The organism is Burkholderia sp. AU30198 (assembly GCF_020419825.1).
Classification (GTDB): domain Bacteria; phylum Pseudomonadota; class Gammaproteobacteria; order Burkholderiales; family Burkholderiaceae; genus Burkholderia.
In genome coordinates this window covers 20,779-43,313 of sequence record NZ_JAIZSA010000004.1, presented here as the reverse complement: position 1 = coordinate 43,313, position 22,535 = coordinate 20,779, and the positions used below count along the sequence as shown (strand labels likewise).

Below are 22,535 nucleotides of genomic sequence, written 5' to 3'. Positions count from 1 at the left end.
GTGTCAGGCCGCGCTCACGGGTACGACACGTAGACGTCGGTCAGCAGGTCGGCTGCGTCGGGTACCGGCGCCGCCTTGGCCTGCGCGACCGCGTCGTCGATCAGTGCCTTCACCTGTGCATCGACCGCGCGCAGGTCGGCGGTCGTCAGCGCTTCGGCACGCACGACGCGCGTTTCGAAATGCTTCAGGCAGTCCTTCTCGTCGCGCAGCTTCTGTACCTCGCCGGGTGCGCGATAGGTTTGCGCATCGCCCTCGAAGTGGCCGAAATAGCGCGTGAACTTCACCTCGACGAGCGTCGGGCCGCCGCCGTTGCGCGCGCGCTCGACGGCCTCGCCGAGCGCTTCGTGCACCGCGAAGAAGTCGAAGCCGTCGACGATCACACCCGGCATCCCGAACCCGTTCGCGCGATCGGCGATGTTGTCGGTCGCGACCGACCAGCTCGACGACGTCGCTTCCGCGTAGCCGTTGTTTTCGGCGACGAAGATCGCGGGCAGCCGCCACACCGACGCAAGGTTCATCGATTCGAAGATCACGCCCTGGTTCGACGCGCCGTCGCCGAAGAAGCACACGCCGACGCCGCCCGTCTTCCTGTGCTTGGCCGCGAGCGCCGCGCCGCAGACGAGCGGACCGCCCGCGCCGACGATCCCGTTGGCGCCGAGCATCCCCATCGCCAGATCGGCGATGTGCATCGAGCCGCCCTTGCCATGGCAGACGCCCGTCTTCTTGCCGTAGATTTCGGCCATCATCCCGTGCACGTCGACGCCCTTCGCGATGCAATGGCCGTGGCCGCGGTGCGTGGTCGCGACGTAATCGGCGAGGCCGAGGTGCAGCATCGTGCCGACCGCGGACGCCTCCTCGCCCGCGTACAGGTGAACGAAACCGGGGATCTCGCCGGTCGCGAATTCGACGTGCAGGCGTTCCTCGAATTCGCGGATCGTGCGCATCAGCCGGTAGGCGTCCAGCAGCTTGTCCCTGCTGAGCTGTGTCGAAGCTGTCATGTGTGTCTCCTGGGTAGGTCTGACTGCGAATGCCGCCTCGGCCGGGCCGCGGCGACGGATTGCTCGGCCTGTGGCCGTCAGTGGAACGTGAAGCCGCCGTCGACGTTCACGGCCTGGCCGGTTACGTTGTCCATCGTCGCGAAGAACAACGCGAGCCGGCCCATGTCTTCCGGCGTCTGCGCGCGGCCCTGCGGGATCAGTGTCAACTGGTGCCGCTGCCACGACTCCTCGACCGATTCGCCGTCGGTCTTCCATTCGTCGGACAGCCGGTCCCACATGTAGGTACGCACGATGCCGGGGCAGATCGCGTTGACGGTCACGCCGTCGCGCGCGAGCTCCTTCGCGAGCGCGTTCGTGAAGCCGACGACCGCGAATTTCGATGCGCTGTAATGCGCGAGATTCGGAAAGCCTTCCTTGCCGGCGATCGACGCGACGTTGATGATCCGGCCGCGGCCCTGCGCCTTCAGCGGCGCGAGCGCCGCGCGACAACCGAGGAACGTGCCCTTCGCGTTCACGTCCATCACGAAATCCCAGTCGCGCTCGGTCAGTTCGCCGACCGGATGAATGCTGATCACGCCCGCGCAGTTCACGAGGATGTCGAGCCGGCCGAGCTCGGCAAGCGCCTGCGCGACCATCGCGTCAACCTGCGCGGCCTGCGTGACGTCAACCTTCGCAACCGCCGCCCGGCGGCCGAGCGCGCGTATCTCGCGCGCGGTGGCGTCGAGTGCGTCGTCGAGCAGGTCGGCGAGCAAGATGTCGGCGCCCGCGCCGGCGAGCGTCAGCGCAATGCCGCGTCCGATGCCGCGCGCGCCGCCCGTGACGATGGCGACCTGTCCTTCGAGTGAAGCTGTCATGGCGATGTCTCCTTGATGATCGTTATGGATATCGAAATGTCACCGGGTGGAACGGCGTCTCAATAGCGCCACTCGCCGGCATCGCGCAGCAGTTGGCGTGACGACGCGTAGCGCAGCGTGCGCCCGACGTCGACCGTCAGCGGCCCGCGCCAGTCGAGCGCGATCTCGTAGCGATCGCCACGCGCGACCTCGATCTCGCGCTCGCCGTCGAACGCGAGCGTGCCGTGCTCGAACGGGATCGTCTGCCACGCGCCCGGCTCGAGACGCTCGCAACTGCGCATCACGACGCGATCGACGCGACCCGGCGCAATCGATGCGACGAGCGGCGTGCCGGCCGTCTTGCCTTCGGCCGCGAAGCGCATCGCGAGCCCGTGCGGCGCGCTGCGTTCGAGCGGCGCCCACGCGCCGCCGAGCGCGGACAGGCCGATTCCGTCCGGTTCCGCAAACGTCAGGTAGAGCGAATCGATGTCGTCGGACCCCGAGATCGCGCGGGCACCGATGAAGCGCTGTCGCGCGGCGCACACGTCGACGAGCGCAATCTCCTCGCGCCCCGGCTGCGCGCCCGCCACGCAGCGCACGACGAGCCGCTTGTTGCGCGTGAACGCGACTTCGGCCGGTACGGCGCCGGTCGCGGCGAGCCCTGCCGCCACGCCGGCGACGGTGGCTTCGCGATGCTCGGGAAATGCGTTGTTGGTGCCGGTGGACAGCGCGACGAGCGGCGTCGCGCCGCAGTGCGCGGCAACCGCGCGGTGGGTGCCGTCGCCGCCGAGCACGACGATCAGTGCGACTTTCATCCGGTGCAGGTATGCGGCACCGGCCTGCGTATCGGCGACGGAATCGGTGATCGGCAGGTCGACGAATTCGACCTCGGGCCAGCGCTCGTGCGGTGCGACCGCACGATGCGTGTCGATCGCGCGCAGCAGCAGCGTCGCGATGCCCGTGCGGTCGCGCAGCGTCAGCACGCGCTCGACGCCCATCGCGCCGAGGCCGGCCAGCAGGCGCACGATCATGTTCGCCTTCTCCGCCGTGGGAAACACGGAGGCATGCGTCGTGAGGCGGCGGATGTCGCGCCCCGATGCGGGGTTCGCGATCACGCCGACGGTAACGGGCATCGTCACGGGTTCGTCTCCATCCAGTTGGCCGGCCCCGGCACATTGACTTGCGCCAAGACCCTGCCTGTCTCGTCCGCTGCCATCGCCGGGCGGCGGATCGTCGTCGTCGACGCGACCGCGCCGACTTGCCCGGGATATCTGCAAGCGGCGTGCCATCTTGCGTGCGATGACCGTGAAACCCTTGTGAACGCTGACGCGGCGGATCTGCCGATGCCCCCGATTCGCGGCCGGAACCGCGGAGAGCGCGGCCATGCAGCCCGTTCGTCTCACCTCGTCGATGCGACGAAACGGCCATCGCGACGCCGGTGCAAGCGTGCCGCTCCCCCCGCAAACCCCGCGGTATCGCGGCGCCGCGCAGGCCGCGTCATGCCGGACGATCGCCGCCGGTCGCCGATGAACGCGTCTCAACGACACGAGACAGCCCGCGATACCGGTGAGACGAACGTCTCACGCCCGCCGCGTGCTGCGATGCAATGTGATCCGCCGAGCGGGATGTGCTACAAGAACATCGCATTCCCCGCCGTACGGAACCGGAGCCGACCATGCCCTACGCCGTCCCCCAGGCCCAGCACGCCGACCGTGTGCTCGGCGCGCTCGCCGGACGCCTGCCCGCGCCGGCCGATTCCACGCGCCTCGTGTCGTCGTGGCAACGGTCGCTGGAGCGCTACCGTCTCGACCCCGCTTCGTCGATCGGCCCGCGCGTGCTGACCGCGGCCGAGCTGCGCGAAGTGCGCGACAAGGAGGAAGCCTTCCTGCGCGCGTCGGGCCAGTGCCTGACACGGCTGCACGACATGATTCGCGTCGCCGACTACTGCGTGATGCTGACCGACGCGCACGGCGTGACGATCGACTACCGGATCGACCGTGAGCGCCGCAACGACTTCCGCCATGCGGGGCTGCACATCGGCTCGTGCTGGTCGGAAAGCGAGGAAGGCACCTGTGGTGTCGCGAACGTGCTGACCGATCTCGCGCCGATCACCGTGCACAAGACCGATCACTTTCGCGCGGCGTTCACGACGCTCACCTGCAGCGCGGCGCCGATCTTCTCGCCGTGCGGAGAACTGATCGGCGTGCTCGACGCGTCCGCCGTGCATTCGCCCGACGGCCGCGACAGCCAGCGTCTCGTCTATCAGCTCGTGCGACAGAGCGCGGCGCTGATCGAGGACGGCTACTTCGTGCACAGCACCGCGCAGCACTGGATCCTGTTCGGGCATCCGAACCGTCACTACGTCGAAGCGCAACCCGAGTGGCTGATCGCGTTCGACGAATGCGGCAATATCGTCGCCGCGAACCGGCAGGCGCGCGACGCGCTGCCGGCACTGTGCGAACCGCGCCATATCGACGAGATCTTCGATGCGACCGAGATGCCGCTGCGCGATGCCGCGCGGCTCGATACGATCGTCGCGCTGCGGCTGCGCGCGACCGGCGCGCCGCTCTATGCGCGGCTGCGCGCGCCGCTACGGCGCGCCGGCCGCGAGCCCGGCACGGCCTCGCGCCGCCCGGGCACCGCGCAACGCCATGTCGGCGCGCTGACGCCGTTCCTGAACAGCAGCGACGCGCATATCGCGCAGCAGGCCGAACTCGCGCTGCGTGTCGCGAGCAAGCGGCTGCCGATTCTCGTGCTCGGCGAAACCGGTGCGGGGAAGGAAGTGTTCGCGCGCGCGATCCACGACGCCGGTGCGCGGCGCGCGCGGCCGTTCGTCGCCGTCAACTGCGGAGCGCTACCGGAAGCGCTGATCGAGAGCGAATTGTTCGGCTATGCGGCCGGCGCGTTCACCGGCGCACGCAAGCATGGCGCGCGCGGCAAGATCGCGCTCGCCGACGGCGGCACGCTGTTCCTCGACGAAATCGGCGACATGCCGCTCGCGCTACAGACGCGCCTGTTGCGCGTACTTGCCGATGGCGAAGTCGTGCCGCTCGGCAGCGATACGCCCGTACGCGTCGATCTCGACGTGATCTGCGCGACGCACCGCGATCTCGCGCGAATGGTGGCCGACGGCACGTTCCGCGAGGATCTGTATTACCGGCTGAGCGGCGCGACGTTCGAACTGCCGCCGCTGCGCGAGCGCGCCGATGTGCGCGACGTGATTGCCGCCGTGTTCGCCGAGGAAGCGCAGGCAACCGGCCACGTGCTGACGCTCGATGCGACGCTCGCCGAACAGCTCGCCGCGTACCCGTGGCCCGGCAACGTGCGGCAGTTGCGCAACGTGCTGCGCTATGCGTGCGCGGTATGCGACGCCGCGCGCGTGACGCGGCATGACCTGCCGGCCGATATCGCCGCGCAGCTCGGCGGCGTGGCGCCCGGCACGCTGCCCGACGACGAACGCGGCCGCATCGTCGCGGCGCTCACCGCGCACCGCTGGCGGCCCGACGCGGCCGCGCAGGCACTCGGCATCTCGCGCGCGACGCTATACCGGCGCATCGCAAAGCACCGGATCGTCGCGCCGCACCGCGCGTGACGCGCCGGCGCGTCGACCCTCATGCGTCCTGCACTGCCGCTTCGCGCGCGTTCGCGGTGCCGCCCGCCTCAACGGCCTTGCCGCCCGCCTCAACGGCCTTGCCGGCCGCTTCGTCGCGCCGCTCGAACACCTCGTGCGCGGCGAACAGCGCGTTGAGCGCGGCCGGGAACCCCGCGTAGACGGCCATCTGCATGAACACCTCGACGATCTCGTCGCGCGTGCAGCCGACGTTCAGCGCGGCCTCGATATGCACCTTGAGTTGCGGCTGAGCGTTGCCGAGCGCGGCCAGCGCCGCGATCGTCGCGATCTCGCGCGCTTTCAGATCGAGCTGCGGCCGGCTGTAGATGTCGCCGAAACCGAATTCGACCAGGAGCCGCCCGAAGTCCGGCGCGATCGGCGCGAGGGCCGCGATCACGCGCTCGCCCACTTCGCCGTCGATTTCCTTCAGTTTGTTCCAGCCGCGCGTGTAGCGGTCGTCAACGAGTCGTTCCATGGTGTCCGTCCTGTTCCGAGGGAGAGTGAGAAGGTTTCGCCCGTCGCGCCGCATCCCGTTCCTGTGCCTCGTAGTACGCGATCTTGTCGCTGATCACGTCGAGGCTCGCCTGCAGCTCCGCGATATGCGCACGCACCGCGTCGCGATGCTCGACCAGCAGGCTGCGCCGCGCCCCGAAGGTCGGCTCGCCTTGCGCGCGCAGCGCCGCGAATGCCTGCATCTGCGCGATCGGCATGCCGGTCGCCTTCAGGCGCATCACGAAGGCCAGCCAGTCAAGGTCGGCCGGTGCATAGAGCCGGTGCCCGGCCGCCGTGCGCGAAATCGCGCGCAGCAGGCCGGCCTGCTCGTAGTACCGCAGCGTATGCGTCGACAAGCCGGTCATTTCGGCGACCTGGCCGATCGTCAGCGGGCCGGCGGAGGACGGTTGGGATACGGTTTTCGACATGGCAGGAACAAGGTTAGGAGTTAGAGTTCACTCTAAGTCAAGCCCTGTCGAACAGCCAGCACGACGATCATCGCCGGCACCGCGGCGACACCGTAAAGAATGGTCAAAATCGCCGCGCGGCACGGGTTTCGGTCTTTACAGCGTCGCAAGCCTTCAGCAAGATTCGGTCAGCCTGTCTTAAAAAGGGCACGCATTTGTCCTATGCTTAACGGCGATGCCCGGCCAGGCCTCGCCCGGCCGTCCGTTGCAACAGCCATTCATCCGTCAGAACCAGGGAGCCTTTGCCATGCTGAAGAAGCTGCTGATGCTGTTCGTCGCGCTATCGCTGTCGCTCGCCGCAGGCCTCGCCGCGGCCGTCGAAGTCAACACGGCTGACCAGGCGACGCTCGAATCCGTGAAGGGTCTCGGGCCCGTGAAGTCGAAGGCAATCATCGACGAACGCACCAAGAACGGCCCGTTCAAGGACGCGGATGATCTCGCGAACCGCGTCAAGGGCCTCGGCACGAAGTCGGTCGGGCATCTCGAAGAAAACGGCCTGACGGTCGGCGGCTCGTCGACGCCGCCGAAGGGCGTGAAGCTGTCGAAGCCGGCCGCGACGACCTCGGCTACCCCGTCGGCCACGACGTCGGCAGGCACGGCGTCGACGTCCACGACCGCGACCGCGACGGCCGGCACGACGGCCACCGCACCGGCACCGGCGGCAAGCACGCCGGATGCGGCGGCGAAGCCGGCCAAGGCCAAGCGCATGACGAAGAAGGAAAAAGCGGCCGCAGCCGCGGCGGCATCCGCCGATGCGGGTGCAAGCGCACCGGCCGCAGCATCGTCGACGAAAGCGACGAAGGGTTCCAAGAAGAAAAGCAAGAAGGACAAGGCAGCCTCCGCCGCCGCGGCGTCGGGCGCCTGATGTGCGCCGCGCGCGCGACGGCGTGCGCGCGGCATTCGTTCAACGGGCGCCCACTTCGTGGCGCCCTTATCGGTAAAGGTGAAGAACCATGGGTCTCCTCGACATCGTTGGCGGTCTGATCGGCGGCCAGGCCGGCGGCAACTCGCAAAGCGCACTGATCACGACCGCGCTCGAATTCATCAACAACCAGCCGGGCGGCCTGAACGGCCTGATCGAGAAATTCAAGGCCGGCGGCGCCGGCGACATCATCGGCTCGTGGGTCGGCAACGGCCAGAACCAGCCGATCTCGCCGGACGCGCTGCAGAACGTGCTCGGCTCGGACGCGATCGGTGCGCTCGCGAGCAAGTTCGGCGTCGATCCGTCGATGGCCTCGACCGTGCTCGCGCAGGTGCTGCCGCACGTCGTCAACCACGCGACGCCGGACGGCGCGGTGCCGGCCGACGGCCAGGCGCAGGTCGACCCGTCGAACGTGCTCGGCTCGCTGTCGCAGATCGCCGGCATGTTCGGCGGCAACAAGCAGGGCTGACGCGCTGCGTCGTTACGACGCGCCATAAGCAAACACCCCGCCGAGGCGGGGTGTTTGTTTTTGCGCGCCCGGCGCGAACCGGGCGGCAGCCGATGGCAGGCGATCAGTGCACGACGCGGTCGAACACGAACTTGCCGTCGTGGATATCGACCGGAATCACGTCCTTCGGACCGAAGCGGCCCGCGAGGATGAGCTTCGCGACCGGGTTCTCGATCTCCTGCTGGATCGCGCGCTTCAGCGGCCGTGCACCGAACAGCGGATCGTAGCCGACCTTGCCGATCTGTTCGAGCGCCGCTTCCGACACGTCGAGCGCCATGTCGAGCTTCGCGAGCCGGTCGTGCAGGCGTGCGAGCTGGATCTTCGCGATCGACTCGATGTTGCTGCGGTCGAGCGCATGGAACACGACGACGTCATCGATCCGGTTCAGGAACTCGGGGCGGAAATGCTGCTTCACCTCGAGCCACACCGCGTCCTTGATCTCTTCCTGCGGTGCACCCGTCATCGCCTGGATCACCTGCGAACCGAGGTTCGACGTCATCACGATCACCGTGTTCTTGAAGTCGACCGTGCGCCCCTGCCCGTCCGTCATGCGGCCATCGTCGAGCACCTGCAGCAGCACGTTGAACACGTCCGGATGCGCCTTCTCGATCTCGTCGAGCAGGATCACGCTGTACGGCTTGCGGCGCACGGCTTCCGTCAGGTAGCCGCCTTCCTCGTAGCCGACATAGCCCGGCGGCGCGCCGATCAGCCGCGCGACGCTGTGCTTCTCCATGAACTCGCTCATGTCGATGCGGATCAGGTGCTCTTCCGAATCGAACAGGAACGACGCCAGCGCCTTGCACAGCTCGGTCTTGCCGACACCCGTCGGGCCGAGGAACAGGAACGAGCCGTACGGACGGTTCGGATCGGCGAGACCCGCGCGCGAACGACGGATCGCGTCGGCCACCGCGCCAATCGCCTCGTGCTGGCCGACCACACGCTCATGCAGCTTTTCCTCGATGTGCAGCAGTTTCTCGCGCTCGCCCTGCATCATTCGCGACACCGGAATCCCGGTCGAACGCGACACGACTTCCGCGATTTCCTCGGCGCCGACCTGCGTGCGCAGCAGGCGCGGACGCGTCGGATTGTGCTGCTCCTGCTCTTCGGCCTGCGTGACCTGCTTCAGTTGCGCCTCGAGCTGCGGCAGCTTGCCGTACTGCAGTTCGGCAACTTTCTCCAGCTTGCCGTCACGCTGCAGCCGCGCGATGTCCGCACGCACCTTCTCGATCTCTTCCTTCAGCTGCGCGCTGCCCTGCACCGCGGCCTTCTCGGCGATCCAGATCTCCTCGAGGTCCGCATATTCGCGGCCGAGGCGGTCGATCTCTTCCTCGATCAGCTGCAGGCGCTTCTGCGACGCTTCGTCCTGCTCCTTCTTCACGGCTTCGCGCTCGATCTTCAGCTGGATCAGACGACGGTCAAGCTTGTCCATCTCTTCGGGCTTCGAATCGATTTCCATCTTGATCTTCGAAGCAGCTTCGTCGATCAGGTCGATGGCCTTGTCGGGCAGGAAGCGATCCGTGATGTAGCGGTGCGACAGCTCGGCCGCGGCGACGATCGCCGGGTCGGTGATGTCGACGCCGTGGTGCAGTTCGTACTTCTCCTGCAGCCCGCGCAGGATCGCGATCGTCGCCTCGACGCTCGGCTCGTCGACGAGCACCTTCTGGAAGCGGCGTTCGAGCGCGGCGTCCTTCTCGATGTACTTGCGGTATTCGTCGAGCGTGGTCGCGCCGATGCAGTGCAGCTCGCCGCGCGACAGCGCCGGCTTCAGCATGTTGCCCGCATCCATCGCTCCCTCGGCCTTGCCCGCGCCGACCATCGTGTGGATTTCGTCGATGAAGACGATCGTCTGGCCTTCGTCCTTCGCGATGTCGTTGAGCACCGCCTTCAGGCGCTCCTCGAATTCACCGCGATACTTCGCGCCTGCGAGCAGCGCGGCCATGTCGAGCGACAGCACGCGCTTGCCCTTCAGCGTCTCGGGCACTTCGCCGTTGACGATCCGCTGCGCGAGCCCTTCGACGATCGCCGTCTTGCCGACGCCCGGCTCGCCGATCAGCACCGGGTTGTTCTTGGTGCGGCGCTGCAGGATCTGGATCGAACGGCGGATTTCGTCGTCGCGGCCGATCACCGGATCGAGCTTGCCGGCACGGGCGCGCTCGGTCAGGTCGACCGTGTATTTCTTCAGCGCCTCGCGCTGGCTTTCCGCGTCCTGGCTGTGCACCTGCGAGCCGCCGCGCACCGCGGCGATCGCGGCTTCCAGCGCCTTGCGCGTCAGGCCGTGCTGGCGCGCGAGCTTGCCGGCGTCGCCCTTGTCGTCGGACACGGCGAGCAGGAACATCTCGCTCGCGATGAACGTGTCGTTGAGCTTCTGCGCTTCCTTGTCGGCCTGGTTCAGCAGCCCGGCCAGTTCACGGCCGATCTGGATGTCGCCGCCCGTGCCCGTCACTTGCGGCAGGCGCGAAATGGCCTCGTTCAGCGCGCCTTGCAGCGCCTGAATGTGAACACCCGCGCGCGACATCAGCGAGCGGGCGGAACCGTCCTGCTGCGCGACCAGCGCCGCGAGAACGTGAACGGGTTCGATGTATTGATTGTCGCGGCCTGCCGCGAGGCTTTGCGCGTCCGCGAGTGCTTCCTGGAACTTGGTGGTGAGCTTGTCGATTCTCATTTGGTCGAGACCTCCAATTTTCGATTAACACCAAGATAAGGATGGTTATGCGGCTTTCAAGCGAAATTCGGGTTGATTCAGCGCAAAAATCGATGGATATCCCTGAAGCGGCCCTGGGACGGGCCGCCGCCGGATCGCGGCGAGCGGCGAGCGCGAGTCAGCCCGCCGTCGACGGCGGCTCGACGGGTTCAGCCGCTTCTGCCGGCACGGCACGCACGCGCACGGCCGGACGGATGCCGAGCAATGCCACGAGCGGTGCAGCGGGTTCGACCAGCTCGCCGAGGGTGTGACTGTCGAGTTCGGCGAAGAACGCATCGCGCGCGGCCGCCAGCACACCCTTCAGGCGGCACTGCGGCTCGATCACGCAGCCGCGCGACTCGCCCTCGGCCGCGAAGCAGCCGACCAGCGCGAAATCGCTCTCGGTCGCGCGCACGACCTGACCGACGGTCAGTTGCAGCGATTCCGGGAACAGCCGCAGCCCGCCATTGCGGCCGCGAACGGTGTCGACCCATCCCTGCTCGCCGAGCTGCTGCACGACTTTCATCAGATGGTTCTTGGAGATGCCGTAGGCATCCGAGATCTCCTGGATCGTCGCGAGTCCGTCGCCGCGCACGGCAAGGTACAGCATCACGCGCAGCGAATAGTCGGTGTAGTCGGTGAGTCTCATGGGCGAATACGGAAAAGATCGATCGTGCCCCGATTACGTGAGCCGGGCCGATCGGGATGCGCACGGGGTCGATTGGTGGCCCCGTTCCGCGGCCCCGGGTTGCCGGGATGACGCGCGCGCAATAAGATTCATGACATCTACACGTTTTTCAGGGGGTGTTGGACGCTATTTTGCGTCAAAATCCGGCCGGCGTCCTCCACGATGCCCGCGCCGCCACCCCGTCGTTGCCCCTCTCTCCCGGCCCTTTTGCCATGACCGTCCTGCCCGCCTCGCCCGATACCGCACCGGCCCGCCCTCGCGACACCGAGCCGACCGAACAGAACATCCGCGATCTCGTCTACGCGTTCTACGACCGCGTACGCGCCGATCCGCTACTCGGGCCCGTGTTCGACGCGAAGCTGGCCGGCCGCTGGGACGACCACCTGCCGAAGATGGTCACGTTCTGGTCGAGCCTCGTGCTCGGCACCAAGGGCTATCGGGGCAACGTGCAGCAGGCGCACCAGCCGCTCGACGGGATCGAGCCGGCCCATTTCAGCCGCTGGCTGTCGCTGTTCCTGAAGACCGTCGAGACGCGCTACGCGCCGCCTGCGGCGATCCGCTTCATGGAGCCTGCGCTGCGGATCGCGCAGAGCCTGCAGTTGAGCCGGTTCGGCTGGGATTATCAGATTCCGCCCGAACAGCAGGCGCTGCTCGACGCGATCTCGCCGCGCCGTCGCGACGCGGGCGACGATCCGCACGCGTTGCCGTCGCGTGCCCGCGGCGAGCCGTTTCCGACGAAGATCATCGGGCGCAGCACCGATCCGGACGCGTAACGGGTCGCCGCCTCGCGCGACGCTTGCGCGTATGCGGCATCTTGCCGCACCACGCAGGCGCCCCGCTCAGCGCCGCGTGTTGCCCGATTCGATGCCCCAGCGCGCGAGCGCGGCATCGTCGGTGCTGCGCGCGTCGACCCAGCGCTCGCCATCCGGCGTCGTTTCCTTTTTCCAGAACGGCGCTTCGGTCTTCAGGTAGTCCATCACGAACTCGCACGACGCGAACGCATCGCCGCGGTGCGACGCAACCGTTGCGACCATCACGATCTGGTCGAGCGGCAACAGCCTGCCGACACGATGCACGATCGCGACGTCGATGCCCGGCCAGCGCCGGCCGGCCTCGGCGGCGATCTTCTCGAGCGCCTTTTCGGTCATTCCCGGATAGTGCTCGAGCTCCATCGCGGCCACCGAATCGCCTTCGCTCAGGTCGCGCACCGTGCCGACGAAGCACGCGACCGCGCCGATCTTCGGGTTGCGCGCACGTAATGCCGCGACCTCGGCGTTCAAATCGAAGTCGTCGGTCTGGATTCGTACCGTTGCCATCGCCGGTGCCTCAACCGCCCGTGACCGGCGGAAAGAACGCGACTTCGCAGCCTTCGGTCAGCCGCGTGTCGGGATCGGTCATCTCGTGATTGCACGCCATGCGCAGTGCGCGCCCTTCCGCGAGCGTCTCCGCCCACGCCCCGCCACGCACGCGCAGCCACGCACGCACGTCGCCGACGGTCGTGACGCTGTCCGGCACGTCGGCCTGTTCGTCGGCAACGCCCAGTGCCTCGCGCACGCTTGCAAAAAATTTCAGTTGAATCTTCATGGTTCGGGAAGCCGCCGGGTTACGACAGCAGTTCGGAAAACGGAATGAAACGCACGGTCTCGCCGGCGCTGATCGCGTGCTGCGGCGGATTGTCGATCAGGCCGTCGCCCCACACCGTCGACGTCAGCACCGCCGAGCTCTGGTTCGGGAACAGGTCGAGGCCGCCCGCCGCGTTCACGCGTGCACGCAGGAATTCGTTGCGCCGGTCGCCCTTGTTTTGCGAAAAGTCGGCACGCAGCGACAGCGCGCGCGGCGTAACGTCGCGCACGCCGGACAGGCGCAGCAGGAACGGCCGCACGAACAGCAGGAACGTGACGAAGCTCGACACCGGGTTGCCGGGCAGCCCGATGAAGTGCGCATCGGGGCGTTCGTCGCCGCGGCGTACCGCGCCGTACGCAAGCGGCTTGCCGGGCTTCATCGCGATCTGCCACAGCGCGAGCCGCCCTTCGGCCTCGACGGCCGGCTTCACGTGATCCTCGTCGCCGACCGACACGCCGCCGCTCGTCAGGATCACGTCGTGATCGCGGGCCGCCTCGCGCAGCGTATCGCGCGTCGCGGCGAGCGAATCGGGCACGATCCCGTAGTCGGTCACGTGGCAGCCGAGCCGCTCCAGCAGCCCGCGCAGCGTGAAGCGGTTCGAGTTGTAGATCGCGCCGGGCTTCAGCGGCTCGCCGGGCATCGTCAGCTCGTCGCCGGTGAAGAACACCGCGACGCGAATCCGCCGCGCGACCGGCAATTGCGCACAGCCGACCGACGCGGCCAGGCCGAGCGCCTGTGGCGTAAGCCGCGTGCCGGCCGGCAGGATCGTCGAGCCCTGCCGGATATCCGCGCCCTGCGCGGTGATCCATTCCCCGGCCTTCGGCGTGTGCAGGATCTCGACCGCGTCGCCGTCGGCCGACGCCTGCTCCTGCATCACGACGGCGTCGGCGCCGGGCGGCACCGTCGCGCCGGTGAAGATCCGTGCGGCCGTGCCCGCTGCGAGCGGCGCGGCAGGATGGCCGGCCGGAATACGCTGCGACACCGGCAAACGCCGCTCGCCATGCAGCAGGTCGGCGACGCGCACCGCATAGCCGTCCATCGCACTCGTATGCATCGGCGGCACGTCGAGCGGCGAGCTCACATCGACCGCCAGCACGCGGCCGAGCGCGTCGAGCGTGGCGACGGTTTCGGTGCCGGGCAACGGCTTCGCGGCCTCGAGCAGCGCGGCGAGTGCCTCGGCGGTCGACAGCATCGGCGCGCGCGGCGCCGCGGGATTCGGGTTCGACATCGATGGAATCGGGGATCGTGGGATGCAATACGTCATTGTAGCGACGCCATCGCGCAGGCGCGCGATATGGCGGACATGCGGAAACTGTGATTCGCGCAAACGCGCGGGTCTGGCACTTGTTTCGCGCGCGGTACGACGACAACCGCGCGGCAGTGACCAAACGAAACGGCCGGAACCCCGATCCGTTCGACGAATCGGCATTCCGGCCGTCCTGCGCAGCCGGGCCCGCGGCCCGGCCGTGCGTCATGCGCCCGTATGGGCCGCGATGAAGTCCTTCACCTGCTGTGCATCGGCGTTCACGACCTCGAAGCGCTGCGGCAGCGCCTCGAGCCCGTCGAATGCGGCCGGACGCTCGGCTTCGCGATCGAGTGCTTCGCGAATCGTCTCGCCGAACTTGATCGGCTGCGCCGTCTCGAGCACGACCATCGGCACGCCTGCGTCGAGATGCTCGCGCGCGACCTTCACGCCGTCGGCCGTGTGCGTATCGATCATCGTGTCGTAGCGCGAGAACACGTCGCGGATCGTCGCGATGCGGTCGATGTGGCTGCTGCGACCCGACACGAAGCCGAACTCGGCGACGCGCGCGAAATCGCCGCTCGCCGCAAGATCGAAGCCGCCCTTCTCCTCGACGTCGCGGAACAGCTGCATCACGCGTGCCGGATCGCGGCCAAGCAGGTCGAACACGAAGCGCTCGAAGTTCGATGCCTTCGAGATGTCCATGCTCGGGCTGCTCGTGTGATAGGTGTTCTCGGCGCTGCGCACGCGGTATGCGCCGGTGCGGAAGAACTCGTCGAGCACGTCGTTCTCGTTGGTCGCGACCACCAGCTTCGCGATCGGCAGCCCCATCATCCGCGCGATGTGGCCTGCGCAGACGTTGCCGAAGTTGCCCGACGGCACCGTGAACGACACGCGCTCGTCGTTGGATCGGGTGGCCGCGAAATACCCCTTGAAGTAGTACACGACCTGCGCGACGACGCGCGCCCAGTTGATCGAGTTGACCGTGCCGATCTTCTGCTGCGCCTTGAACGCGTGATCGTTCGAGACCGCCTTCACGATGTCCTGGCAATCGTCGAACACGCCTTCGACCGCGAGGTTGAAGATGTTCGGATCCTGCAGGCTGAACATCTGGGCCGTCTGGAACGCGCTCATCTTCTTGTGCGGCGACAGCATGAACACGCGCACGCCGGCCTTGCCGCGCATCGCGTATTCGGCCGCGCTGCCGGTGTCGCCGGACGTCGCGCCGAGAATGTTCAGCGTCTGCCCGTGCTTCGCGAGCGTGTACTCGAACAGGTTGCCGAGCAGCTGCATCGCCATGTCCTTGAACGCGAGCGTCGGGCCGTTCGACAGTTCGAGCAGCGAGATCGGCGCGCCGTTCTCGGTGCCGAGCGTCTTCAGCGGCGTGATGTCGGCTGCATTCTCGCCATGGCGCGTGTTGCTGTACACGTCGGCCGTGTACGTGCGGCGCGTGATCGCGCGCAGGTCGTCGGCCGGCACGTCGTCGCAGAACTTCGACAGGATCTCGAACGCGAGATCCGCGTACGACAGCGTGCGCCAGCGTGCGAGCTCGTCGGACACCTGCGGATACTCGGTCGGCAGGTAGAGCCCGCCGTCCTTCGCGAGACCGCCGAGCAGGATGTCGGAGAACGTGTGGCGCTCGCCGATGCCGGCGCCGCGCGTGGAGATGTAGTTCATGTCGTCCTCAGCTCAGTTCAGCGCTTCCATGCGCAGCTTCGTCACCTTCGATACCACCGTCGCGAGGCTCTCGATCTGCGCGATGGCCGCATTCACGTTCTTCTCGACCGTGACGTGCGTGATCAGGATGATGTCGGTTTCGCCGTTCGCGTCGTCGACCTGCTCCGATTCCTTCTGCAGCAGCGCGTCGATCGAGATGCCCGATGCGGCGAGGATGCGCGTGATGTCGGCCAGCACGCCGGTTTGATCGGCAACGCGCAGGCGCAGGTAGTAGCCGCTCGTCACTTCCTCGATCGGCAGGATCGGCGTGTTCGACAGGCTGTCGGGCTGGAACGCGAGATGCGGCACGCGATGCTCGGGGTCTGCCGTATGCAGGCGCGTGACGTCGACGAGATCCGCGACCACGGCCGATGCGGTGGGCTCCGCGCCCGCGCCCTTGCCGTAGTACAGCGTCGTGCCGACCGCGTCGCCGTGCACGACGACCGCGTTCATTGCGCCTTCGACGTTCGCGAGCAGGCGCTTCTCCGGGATCAGCGTCGGGTGCACGCGCAGCTCGATGCCGTGTTCGGCGCGGCGCGTGATGCCGAGCAGCTTGATCCGGTAGCCGAGCTCTTCCGCATAGCGGATGTCGGTCGCGTCGAGCTTGCTGATGCCCTCGACGTACGCACGGTCGAACTGCACCGGTACGCCGAATGCGATCGCGCTCATGATCGTCGCCTTGTGCGCGGCGTCGACGCCTTCGATGTCGAAGGTCGGATCGGCTTCCGCGTAGCCGAGCTCCTGCGCGGCCTTCAGCGCGGTCGCGAAGTCGAGCCCGCGATCGCGCATTTCCGACAGGATGTAGTTGGTCGTGCCGTTGATGATGCCCGCGATGTACTGGATGCGGTTCGCGGTCAGGCCTTCGCGCAGCGCCTTGATGATCGGGATGCCGCCGGCGACGGCCGCCTCGAACGCGACCATCACGCCCTTCGCGCGCGCGGCCTCGAAGATCTCGGTGCCGTGCACCGCGAGCAGCGCCTTGTTGGCGGTCACGACGTGCTTGCCGTTCGCGATCGCGCGCAGCACGAGCTCGCGCGCGACACCCGTGCCGCCGATCATCTCGGCGATGATCGAGATCGACGGATCATCGACGACTGCGTTGAAATCGTCGGTGATCTGCGCGGCGCCGGCGTCGCCGCCGAGCGCAGCCAGCGCCTTGGCCGGGTTGCGCACCGCAATGCGCGTCACCTCGATGCCGCGCCCCGCGCGTCGCTTGATTTCTTCCTGGTTGCGGCCCAGCACCGTGAAGGTGCCGCTGCCCACCGTGCCGAAGCCCAACAGGCCAACTTTGATCGGTTCCATGCTGCGTGTGATCGAATGAGTAAGAAGTAGTGAGTCCGTGTGGCCGTGCCGCTCAGGCCGAATGGCGCTTGCGGTAGCCGTCGAGGAAGCGTGCGATCCGGTTGATCGAATCGGTCAGGTCGTCGAGGTTCGGCAGGAAGACCACGCGGAAGTGGTCCGGCGTCGTCCAGTTGAAGCCCGTGCCCTGTACGAGCAAGACGCGCTCCTCGAGCAGCAGGTCGAGAATGAACTGCTGGTCGTTCTGGATCGGATAAAGCTTCGGGTCGAGGCGCGGGAACATGTACAGCGCGGCCTGCGGCTTCACGCAGGTCACGCCCGGGATCGACGTGAGCATGTCGTACGCGAGCTCGCGCTGCTTGTACAGGCGCCCGCTCGGCACGATCAGCTCGTTGATGCTCTGGTAGCCGCCGAGCGCCGTCTGGATCGCGAACTGCCCGGGCACGTTCGCGCACAGGCGCATCGACGACAGGATGCCGAGCCCCTCGAGGTAATCCTTCGCGCGCCGGCGGTTGTCGCCGCCGAGGCCCGACACGGCCATCCAGCCCGCGCGGTAGCCGCACGAGCGATAGCTCTTCGACAGGCTGTTGAACGTGACGGTGATCACGTCCTCCGACAGCGAACCCAGCGCCGTGTGCTCGAGGCCGTCGTAGACGATCTTGTCGTACACCTCGTCGGCGAACACGATCAGCCCGTACTCGCGCGCGATCGCGAGCAGTTCGAGCAGCAATTCGTCTGAATAAAGCGCGCCCGTCGGGTTGTTCGGGTTGATCACGACGATCGCCTTCGTGTTCGGCGTGATCTTGCGGCGGATGTCGTCGAGATCGGGCATCCACGCGTTCTGCTCGTCGCAGATGTAATGCACCGGCGTGCCGCCCGACAGGCTGACCGCCGCCGTCCACAGCGGGTAGTCGGGCGCGGGCAGCAGCACTTCGTCGCCGTCGTTCAGGAGCGCCTGGGTCGCCATCACGATCAGCTCGGACGCGCCGTTGCCGATGTAGATGTCGTCGAGGCCGACGCCCACGACGCCCTTTTCCTGCGTGTAGTGCATCACGGCCTTGCGCGCCGAGAACACGCCCTTCGAATCCGAATAGCCGGACGACGTCGGCAAATTGCGGATCATGTCCTGGATGATCTCGTCCGGCGCGTCGAAACCGAACGGGGCGAGGTTGCCGATGTTCAGCTTGATGATGCGGTGGCCTTCTTCCTCGAGGCGCTTCGCGTGCTCGAGCACCGGGCCACGGATGTCGTAGCAGACGTTGAGCAGCTTGTTCGACTTCTGAATCGGTTTCACGACGACACGGTTCCTGGGTTGGCCTTGCGGCCGGGGGGACGGGATCAAAACTGGAAAGCGGCCGGTCTGTGCGCGCTGTCTAGACTGGGAAAAAGCGGGCGGTCGGGCGCGGCTTGTGGCGACGCGCGACGCAAGTGGCGCCCGGGGGCGACCAAAAAGTTATAATTTAGCGGATTTTGACCGACTTTCGCAATGCACCATAGCCGCGCCGGGCCCGCGCAGTCAGGCGTCCCGCGTGCTCAGGCAAGCGAAACCGGCCATCCGGGCCCGAGTGGCCCTGCGACACATTCCCCTACGGAACTGCGGAATACCGATTTGAAACTGCACCAGGACGCGAGCGGCGCGCTCAACACCGTCACCGGCTACGGCCCCGATTATGTCGACGTCAATCTCGAACGCCATGAAACGAGCGTCATCGTACTGCCCGGCGCGCCGGTCCAGGTATGGCCCGTGTCGTCGTTCGAGGCGCTCGCGCCCGAGCATTTCGCGATGCTGCTCGACCCGACGCCCGAACTCGTGATCTTCGGCAGCGGCGCGCGGCTGCGCTTCCCGCACCCGCGGCTCGTCGCGGCGCTCACCGCGAAGCGGATCGGCGTCGAGACGATGGATTTCCAGGCCGCCTGCCGCACCTACAACATCCTGATGGCCGAGGGCCGCAAAGTCGCCGCCGCGCTCTTAATTGAACGTTAATCCCCGATGCGGTAAAACTCGGGCCGGCGCAGCGGGTCGATCCCCCGGATCGGCCCGGCCAGGCCGCCCGCCCCCGGCGCAACCCGCCGGCGGCCCGTCACAACAACCAACAGGCTGAAAATCCATGAACGATACGCCGTCGAGGCTACCGCTCAATCGCATCACGCTCGTCCTCCTCGTCATCGCGCTCGCGATCGTCTGGTTCGCGCCGCTCGGGCTGCGCCACCTGATCCCGAGCGACGAAGGCCGCTACGCGGAAATGGCGCGCGAGATGTTCGTCACCGGCGACTGGATCACGCCGCGCTACAACGGCTACAAGTATTTCGAGAAGCCGCCGCTGCAAACCTGGCTGAATGCGCTCACGTTCGCGTGGTTCGGCATTGGCGAATGGCAGGCGCGCCTCTACACGGCCGTCGCGAGCTTCGCCGGCATCCTGCTGGTCGGCTTCACCGGCGCGCGCCTGTTCAACCCGCTGTCGGGCTTCCTCGCCGCCGTCGTGCTCGCGTCGTCGCCGTACTGGAACCTGATGGGCCACTTCAACGCGCTCGACATGGGGCTCGCGTTCTGGATGTCGCTGTCGCTGTGCTCGCTGCTACTCGCGCAGCGGCCCGGGCTGCGCCCGGCCGCTGCACGTGGCTGGATGTGGGCATGCTGGGCCGCGATGGCGTTCGCGGTGCTGTCGAAGGGCCTCGTCGGCCTGATCCTGCCCGGCGCCGTGCTGGTGCTCTATACGCTGATCGCGCGCGACTGGGCGCTGTGGAAGCGCCTGTACCTGGTGAGCGGCCTCGTGATCTTCTTCGCGATCGTCACGCCGTGGTTCGTGCTCGTCCAGCAGCGCAACCCCGAGTTCTTCAACTTCTTCTTCATCGTCCAGCAGTTCCGCCGGTACCTGACCCCGGAACAGAACCGCCCGGGCCCGCTCTATTACTTCGTGCCCGTGCTGCTGGTCGGCTTCCTGCCGTGGCTGTCGGTCGCGTGGCAGAGCATCCGCCATGCGCTGCGGATGCCGCGCCAGCCGAACGGCTTCTCGCCGATGCTCGTGATGCTGATCTGGAGCGCATTCATCTTCCTGTTCTTCAGCGCGTCGCATTCGAAGCTGCTCTCGTACGTGCTGCCGGTCGCGCCGGCGCTCGCGCTGATCATCGGCGCGTACCTGCCGCTGATGAGCGCCGACCGGTTCCGCCGCCACCTGCTCGGCTATCTCGTGTTCTTCGTCGTCGCGGCGCTCGGAATCATCGCCCTCGCGTACCAGGGCGATGCCCGCACACCGAACGCGCTGTACCGCGCGTTCCAGGTGTGGCTGTACGCGGGCCTCGCGATCGCGGCCGCACTGACGCTCGCGGCCGCGTGGCTGAACCGCCGTGCGAGCGTGGCCGCCGCGCTCGCCGCGTTCGGCGCCGCCTGGCTCGCGTTCGGCACGATCGGCGGAACCGGCCACGACGAGTTCGGCCGCTACAGCTCGGGCGCGCTGCTCGCGCCCGCGGTACGCGCCGAACTCGCGAAGCTGCCGGCCGACACGCCGTTCTACTCGGTCGAGATGCTCGATCACACGTTCCCGTTCTATATGGGCCACACGACGATCATGGTCCAGCGCCAGGACGAGCTCGCGTTCGGGATCTCGATGGAGCCGAACAAATGGGTTCCGACCGTCGACGAGTGGATCACGCGCTGGAAACAGGAAACCCATGCGCTCGCGATCATGCCGCCCGGCCAGTACGACACCCTGGTCAAGCAAGGCGTGCCGATGCGCGTGATTGCGCGCGACAACCGCCGCGTGATCGTCGAGAAACCGCAATCGTAAGGACGCCTGCCGCATGAATCCCGTTTCGTTCGTCTGCATCATCACCGGCGTGATGCTCAACGCCTGTGCGCAACTTCTGCTGAAAGCCGGCGTCAACGCCGTTGGACACTTCGAATTCAGCCGTGCGAACATCATCCCGGTCGGCCTGAAGATCGCGACCCAATTACCGATCATCGGCGGCCTCGGCTGCTACGTGCTGAGCGTCGTGGTCTGGATCGTCGGGCTGTCGCGGGTCGACGTATCGATCGCGTACCCGATGCTGTCGCTCGGCTACGTCGTCAACGCGTTCGCGGCCTGGTACCTGTTCGGCGAAGTGCTGTCGGTGCAGCGGCTCGTCGGCATCGGCATCATCCTGATCGGCGTGCTGGTGCTCGCGCGAAGCTGAGCAGGCCCGCCGCGTTAAGCATCCGCCTACAAAAAATCACGGTGTGATTCCGCCAACCGGTGTTTAATGCCGGTTTCGGTCGGGATCGCCCGGCCCTTTTATTACACGCCATTACAGGCCAAAGCGTACATGAGCCAGACTACCGCTCCGTTTCTGCCGTTCACCCGCCCCGAGATCGATGAGGAAACCATCCAGGGCGTCGTCGAAGTGCTGCGCTCGGGCTGGATCACGACCGGCCCGCAGAGCCAGAAATTCGAAGCGGCGCTGTCCGAGTACTGCGGCGGCCGTCCGGTCCGCGCGTTCAACTCGGGCACCTGCACGCTCGAGATCGGCCTGCGCATCGCCGGCGTCGGTGCCGGCGACGAGGTGATCACGACGCCGGCGTCGTGGGTCTCGACCAGCAACGTGATCATCGAAACGGGCGCGACGCCCGTGTTCGCCGACATCGATCCCGTCACGCGCAACATCGACCTCGACAAGCTCGAGCAGGCGATCACGCCGCGCACGAAGGCGATCATCCCCGTGTTCCTGTCCGGCCTGCCGGTCGACATGGACCGCCTGTACGCGATCGCGCGCGCACACAAGCTGCGCGTGATCGAAGACGCCGCGCAGGCGTTCGGCTCGACGTGGAACGGCAAGCGCATCGGCGCGATCGGCGACATCGTGTCGTTCAGCTTCCACGCGAACAAGAACCTGACGACGATCGAAGGCGGCGCACTCGTGCTGAACAACGAGGAAGAAGCGACGCTCGCGCAGAAGTACCGGCTGCAGGGCATCACGCGCACCGGCTTCGACGGGATGGACTGCGACGTGCTCGGCGGCAAGTACAACCTGACCGACGTCGCCGCGCGCGTCGGCCTCGGCCAGCTGCCGCACCTCGAGCGCTTCACCGCGCAGCGCCGTGCACTCGCGCGCGCGTATTTCGCCGCGTTCGACGGCAGTGCAGCCGTGAAGCTCGGCGTCGGCCTGCCGATCGCCGAATTCGAGAACGGCAACTGGCACATGTTCCTGATCACGCTGCCGCTCGAGCGGCTGACGATCACGCGCGCCGAATTCATGGCGCAGCTGAAGGAACGCGGCATCGGCACCGGCATCCACTACCCGGCGATCCATCTTTTCACGCTGTACCGTGCGCGCGGCTTCAAGGAGGGCATGTTCCCCCACGCCGAACGGTACGGCGCGTCGACCGTCACGCTGCCGCTCTTCACGCAGATGACGGAAGGCGACGTGCGTCGCGTGGTCGACGCCATCAACCAGATTTGCGAACAATACGGAAAATAAGCGTA

Annotated in this window: 21 protein-coding genes; 8 read left to right on the top strand and 13 right to left on the bottom strand. The window is 67.2% G+C overall.

The features are described 5' to 3' along the window. Window positions 1-14: 14 nt before the first annotated feature. The 3 genes from LGN19_RS11180 to LGN19_RS11170 all read right to left on the bottom strand — a co-directional run bounded on the left by LGN19_RS11180 (window position 15) and on the right by LGN19_RS11170 (window position 2,970). A complete protein-coding gene (locus LGN19_RS11180; protein WP_175221883.1) occupies window positions 15-998 on the bottom strand; it encodes a thiamine pyrophosphate-dependent dehydrogenase E1 component subunit alpha in 984 nt (327 codons plus the stop codon). Between the two features lie 77 nt (window positions 999-1,075). Beyond that, the gene (locus tag LGN19_RS11175; protein WP_122945570.1) at window positions 1,076-1,852 is read right to left on the bottom strand and encodes an SDR family NAD(P)-dependent oxidoreductase; all 777 of its coding nucleotides are present in this window, start codon (window positions 1,850-1,852) and stop codon (window positions 1,076-1,078) included. A gap of 59 nt (window positions 1,853-1,911) precedes the next feature. Next, window positions 1,912-2,970: an ATP-NAD kinase family protein gene (locus LGN19_RS11170; protein ID WP_226214630.1), complete on the bottom strand. Its 1,059-nt coding sequence runs from the start codon at window positions 2,968-2,970 to the stop codon at window positions 1,912-1,914. Between the two features lie 536 nt (window positions 2,971-3,506). Between LGN19_RS11170 and LGN19_RS11165 the strand changes: the two genes are divergently transcribed. Beyond that, a complete protein-coding gene (locus tag LGN19_RS11165; protein WP_122945572.1) occupies window positions 3,507-5,423 on the top strand; it encodes a sigma-54-dependent Fis family transcriptional regulator in 1,917 nt (638 codons plus the stop codon). Between the two features lie 19 nt (window positions 5,424-5,442). On the opposite strand, the gene LGN19_RS11160 is transcribed toward LGN19_RS11165, so the two are convergent. Both LGN19_RS11160 and LGN19_RS11155 read right to left on the bottom strand, forming a co-directional pair. Further along, window positions 5,443-5,916, bottom strand: coding sequence for a carboxymuconolactone decarboxylase family protein (locus tag LGN19_RS11160; protein ID WP_226214628.1), 474 nt, complete (start codon window positions 5,914-5,916; stop codon window positions 5,443-5,445). Beyond that, window positions 5,900-6,361: a MerR family transcriptional regulator gene (locus LGN19_RS11155; protein ID WP_175221886.1), complete on the bottom strand. Its 462-nt coding sequence runs from the start codon at window positions 6,359-6,361 to the stop codon at window positions 5,900-5,902. The genes LGN19_RS11160 and LGN19_RS11155 overlap by 17 nt, the downstream gene beginning before the upstream one ends. Window positions 6,362-6,647: 286 nt before the next feature. On the opposite strand from LGN19_RS11155, the gene LGN19_RS11150 reads away from it, so the two are divergent. After that, entirely contained in the window at window positions 6,648-7,265 is a 618-nt protein-coding gene (locus LGN19_RS11150) for a ComEA family DNA-binding protein (RefSeq protein ID WP_226214626.1), read from the top strand. An 88-nt stretch (window positions 7,266-7,353) separates the two neighbouring features. Beyond that, window positions 7,354-7,791 carry a YidB family protein gene (locus LGN19_RS11145; protein WP_043188214.1) on the top strand — a complete coding sequence of 146 codons (438 nt, stop codon included), beginning with the start codon at window positions 7,354-7,356 and terminating at the stop codon, window positions 7,789-7,791. A gap of 103 nt (window positions 7,792-7,894) precedes the next feature. Here the strand turns inward: LGN19_RS11145 and clpB are convergent, their stop codons facing one another. After that, complete coding sequence (clpB, locus tag LGN19_RS11140; RefSeq protein ID WP_226214624.1) at window positions 7,895-10,492, bottom strand: ATP-dependent chaperone ClpB; 2,598 nt, start codon at window positions 10,490-10,492, stop codon at window positions 7,895-7,897. Between the two features lie 157 nt (window positions 10,493-10,649). After that, complete coding sequence (locus LGN19_RS11135) at window positions 10,650-11,159, bottom strand: Rrf2 family transcriptional regulator (protein WP_226214622.1); 510 nt, start codon at window positions 11,157-11,159, stop codon at window positions 10,650-10,652. Window positions 11,160-11,410: 251 nt separating this feature from the next. Between LGN19_RS11135 and LGN19_RS11130 the strand changes: the two genes are divergently transcribed. After that, a complete protein-coding gene (locus tag LGN19_RS11130) occupies window positions 11,411-11,971 on the top strand; it encodes a group III truncated hemoglobin (RefSeq protein ID WP_226214621.1) in 561 nt (186 codons plus the stop codon). Window positions 11,972-12,037: 66 nt separating this feature from the next. On the opposite strand, the gene LGN19_RS11125 is transcribed toward LGN19_RS11130, so the two are convergent. The 6 genes from LGN19_RS11125 to LGN19_RS11100 form a co-directional block, all read right to left on the bottom strand. Continuing rightward, window positions 12,038-12,514 (bottom strand): molybdenum cofactor biosynthesis protein MoaE, encoded by a 477-nt coding sequence (locus LGN19_RS11125; RefSeq protein WP_226214619.1) that lies wholly within the window; start codon window positions 12,512-12,514, stop codon window positions 12,038-12,040. A 10-nt stretch (window positions 12,515-12,524) separates the two neighbouring features. Beyond that, window positions 12,525-12,782, bottom strand: coding sequence for a molybdopterin converting factor subunit 1 (gene moaD / locus LGN19_RS11120; RefSeq protein WP_011352296.1), 258 nt, complete (start codon window positions 12,780-12,782; stop codon window positions 12,525-12,527). 19 nt (window positions 12,783-12,801) lie between these two features. Continuing rightward, window positions 12,802-14,049, bottom strand: coding sequence for a gephyrin-like molybdotransferase Glp (gene glp / locus LGN19_RS11115; protein WP_226214617.1), 1,248 nt, complete (start codon window positions 14,047-14,049; stop codon window positions 12,802-12,804). A 243-nt stretch (window positions 14,050-14,292) separates the two neighbouring features. Beyond that, window positions 14,293-15,741 carry a threonine synthase gene (gene thrC / locus LGN19_RS11110; RefSeq protein WP_226214615.1) on the bottom strand — a complete coding sequence of 483 codons (1,449 nt, stop codon included), beginning with the start codon at window positions 15,739-15,741 and terminating at the stop codon, window positions 14,293-14,295. A gap of 12 nt (window positions 15,742-15,753) precedes the next feature. After that, on the bottom strand, window positions 15,754-17,082 hold the full coding sequence (locus tag LGN19_RS11105; RefSeq protein ID WP_226214613.1) for a homoserine dehydrogenase: 1,329 nt from the start codon (window positions 17,080-17,082) through the stop codon (window positions 15,754-15,756). A 52-nt stretch (window positions 17,083-17,134) separates the two neighbouring features. Continuing rightward, window positions 17,135-18,373 (bottom strand): pyridoxal phosphate-dependent aminotransferase, encoded by a 1,239-nt coding sequence (locus LGN19_RS11100; RefSeq protein WP_226214612.1) that lies wholly within the window; start codon window positions 18,371-18,373, stop codon window positions 17,135-17,137. 315 nt (window positions 18,374-18,688) lie between these two features. Between LGN19_RS11100 and LGN19_RS11095 the strand changes: the two genes are divergently transcribed. From LGN19_RS11095 to LGN19_RS11080, 4 genes are all read left to right on the top strand, one after another. Next, complete coding sequence (locus tag LGN19_RS11095; protein WP_226214610.1) at window positions 18,689-19,063, top strand: Mth938-like domain-containing protein; 375 nt, start codon at window positions 18,689-18,691, stop codon at window positions 19,061-19,063. 124 nt (window positions 19,064-19,187) lie between these two features. Beyond that, the gene (locus tag LGN19_RS11090; RefSeq protein ID WP_226214609.1) at window positions 19,188-20,864 is read left to right on the top strand and encodes a glycosyltransferase family 39 protein; all 1,677 of its coding nucleotides are present in this window, start codon (window positions 19,188-19,190) and stop codon (window positions 20,862-20,864) included. 13 nt (window positions 20,865-20,877) lie between these two features. Continuing rightward, complete coding sequence (locus LGN19_RS11085; protein ID WP_011352303.1) at window positions 20,878-21,249, top strand: EamA family transporter; 372 nt, start codon at window positions 20,878-20,880, stop codon at window positions 21,247-21,249. Between the two features lie 129 nt (window positions 21,250-21,378). Continuing rightward, window positions 21,379-22,530 (top strand): DegT/DnrJ/EryC1/StrS family aminotransferase, encoded by a 1,152-nt coding sequence (locus LGN19_RS11080; RefSeq protein ID WP_122945586.1) that lies wholly within the window; start codon window positions 21,379-21,381, stop codon window positions 22,528-22,530. Window positions 22,531-22,535 lie beyond the last annotated feature (5 nt).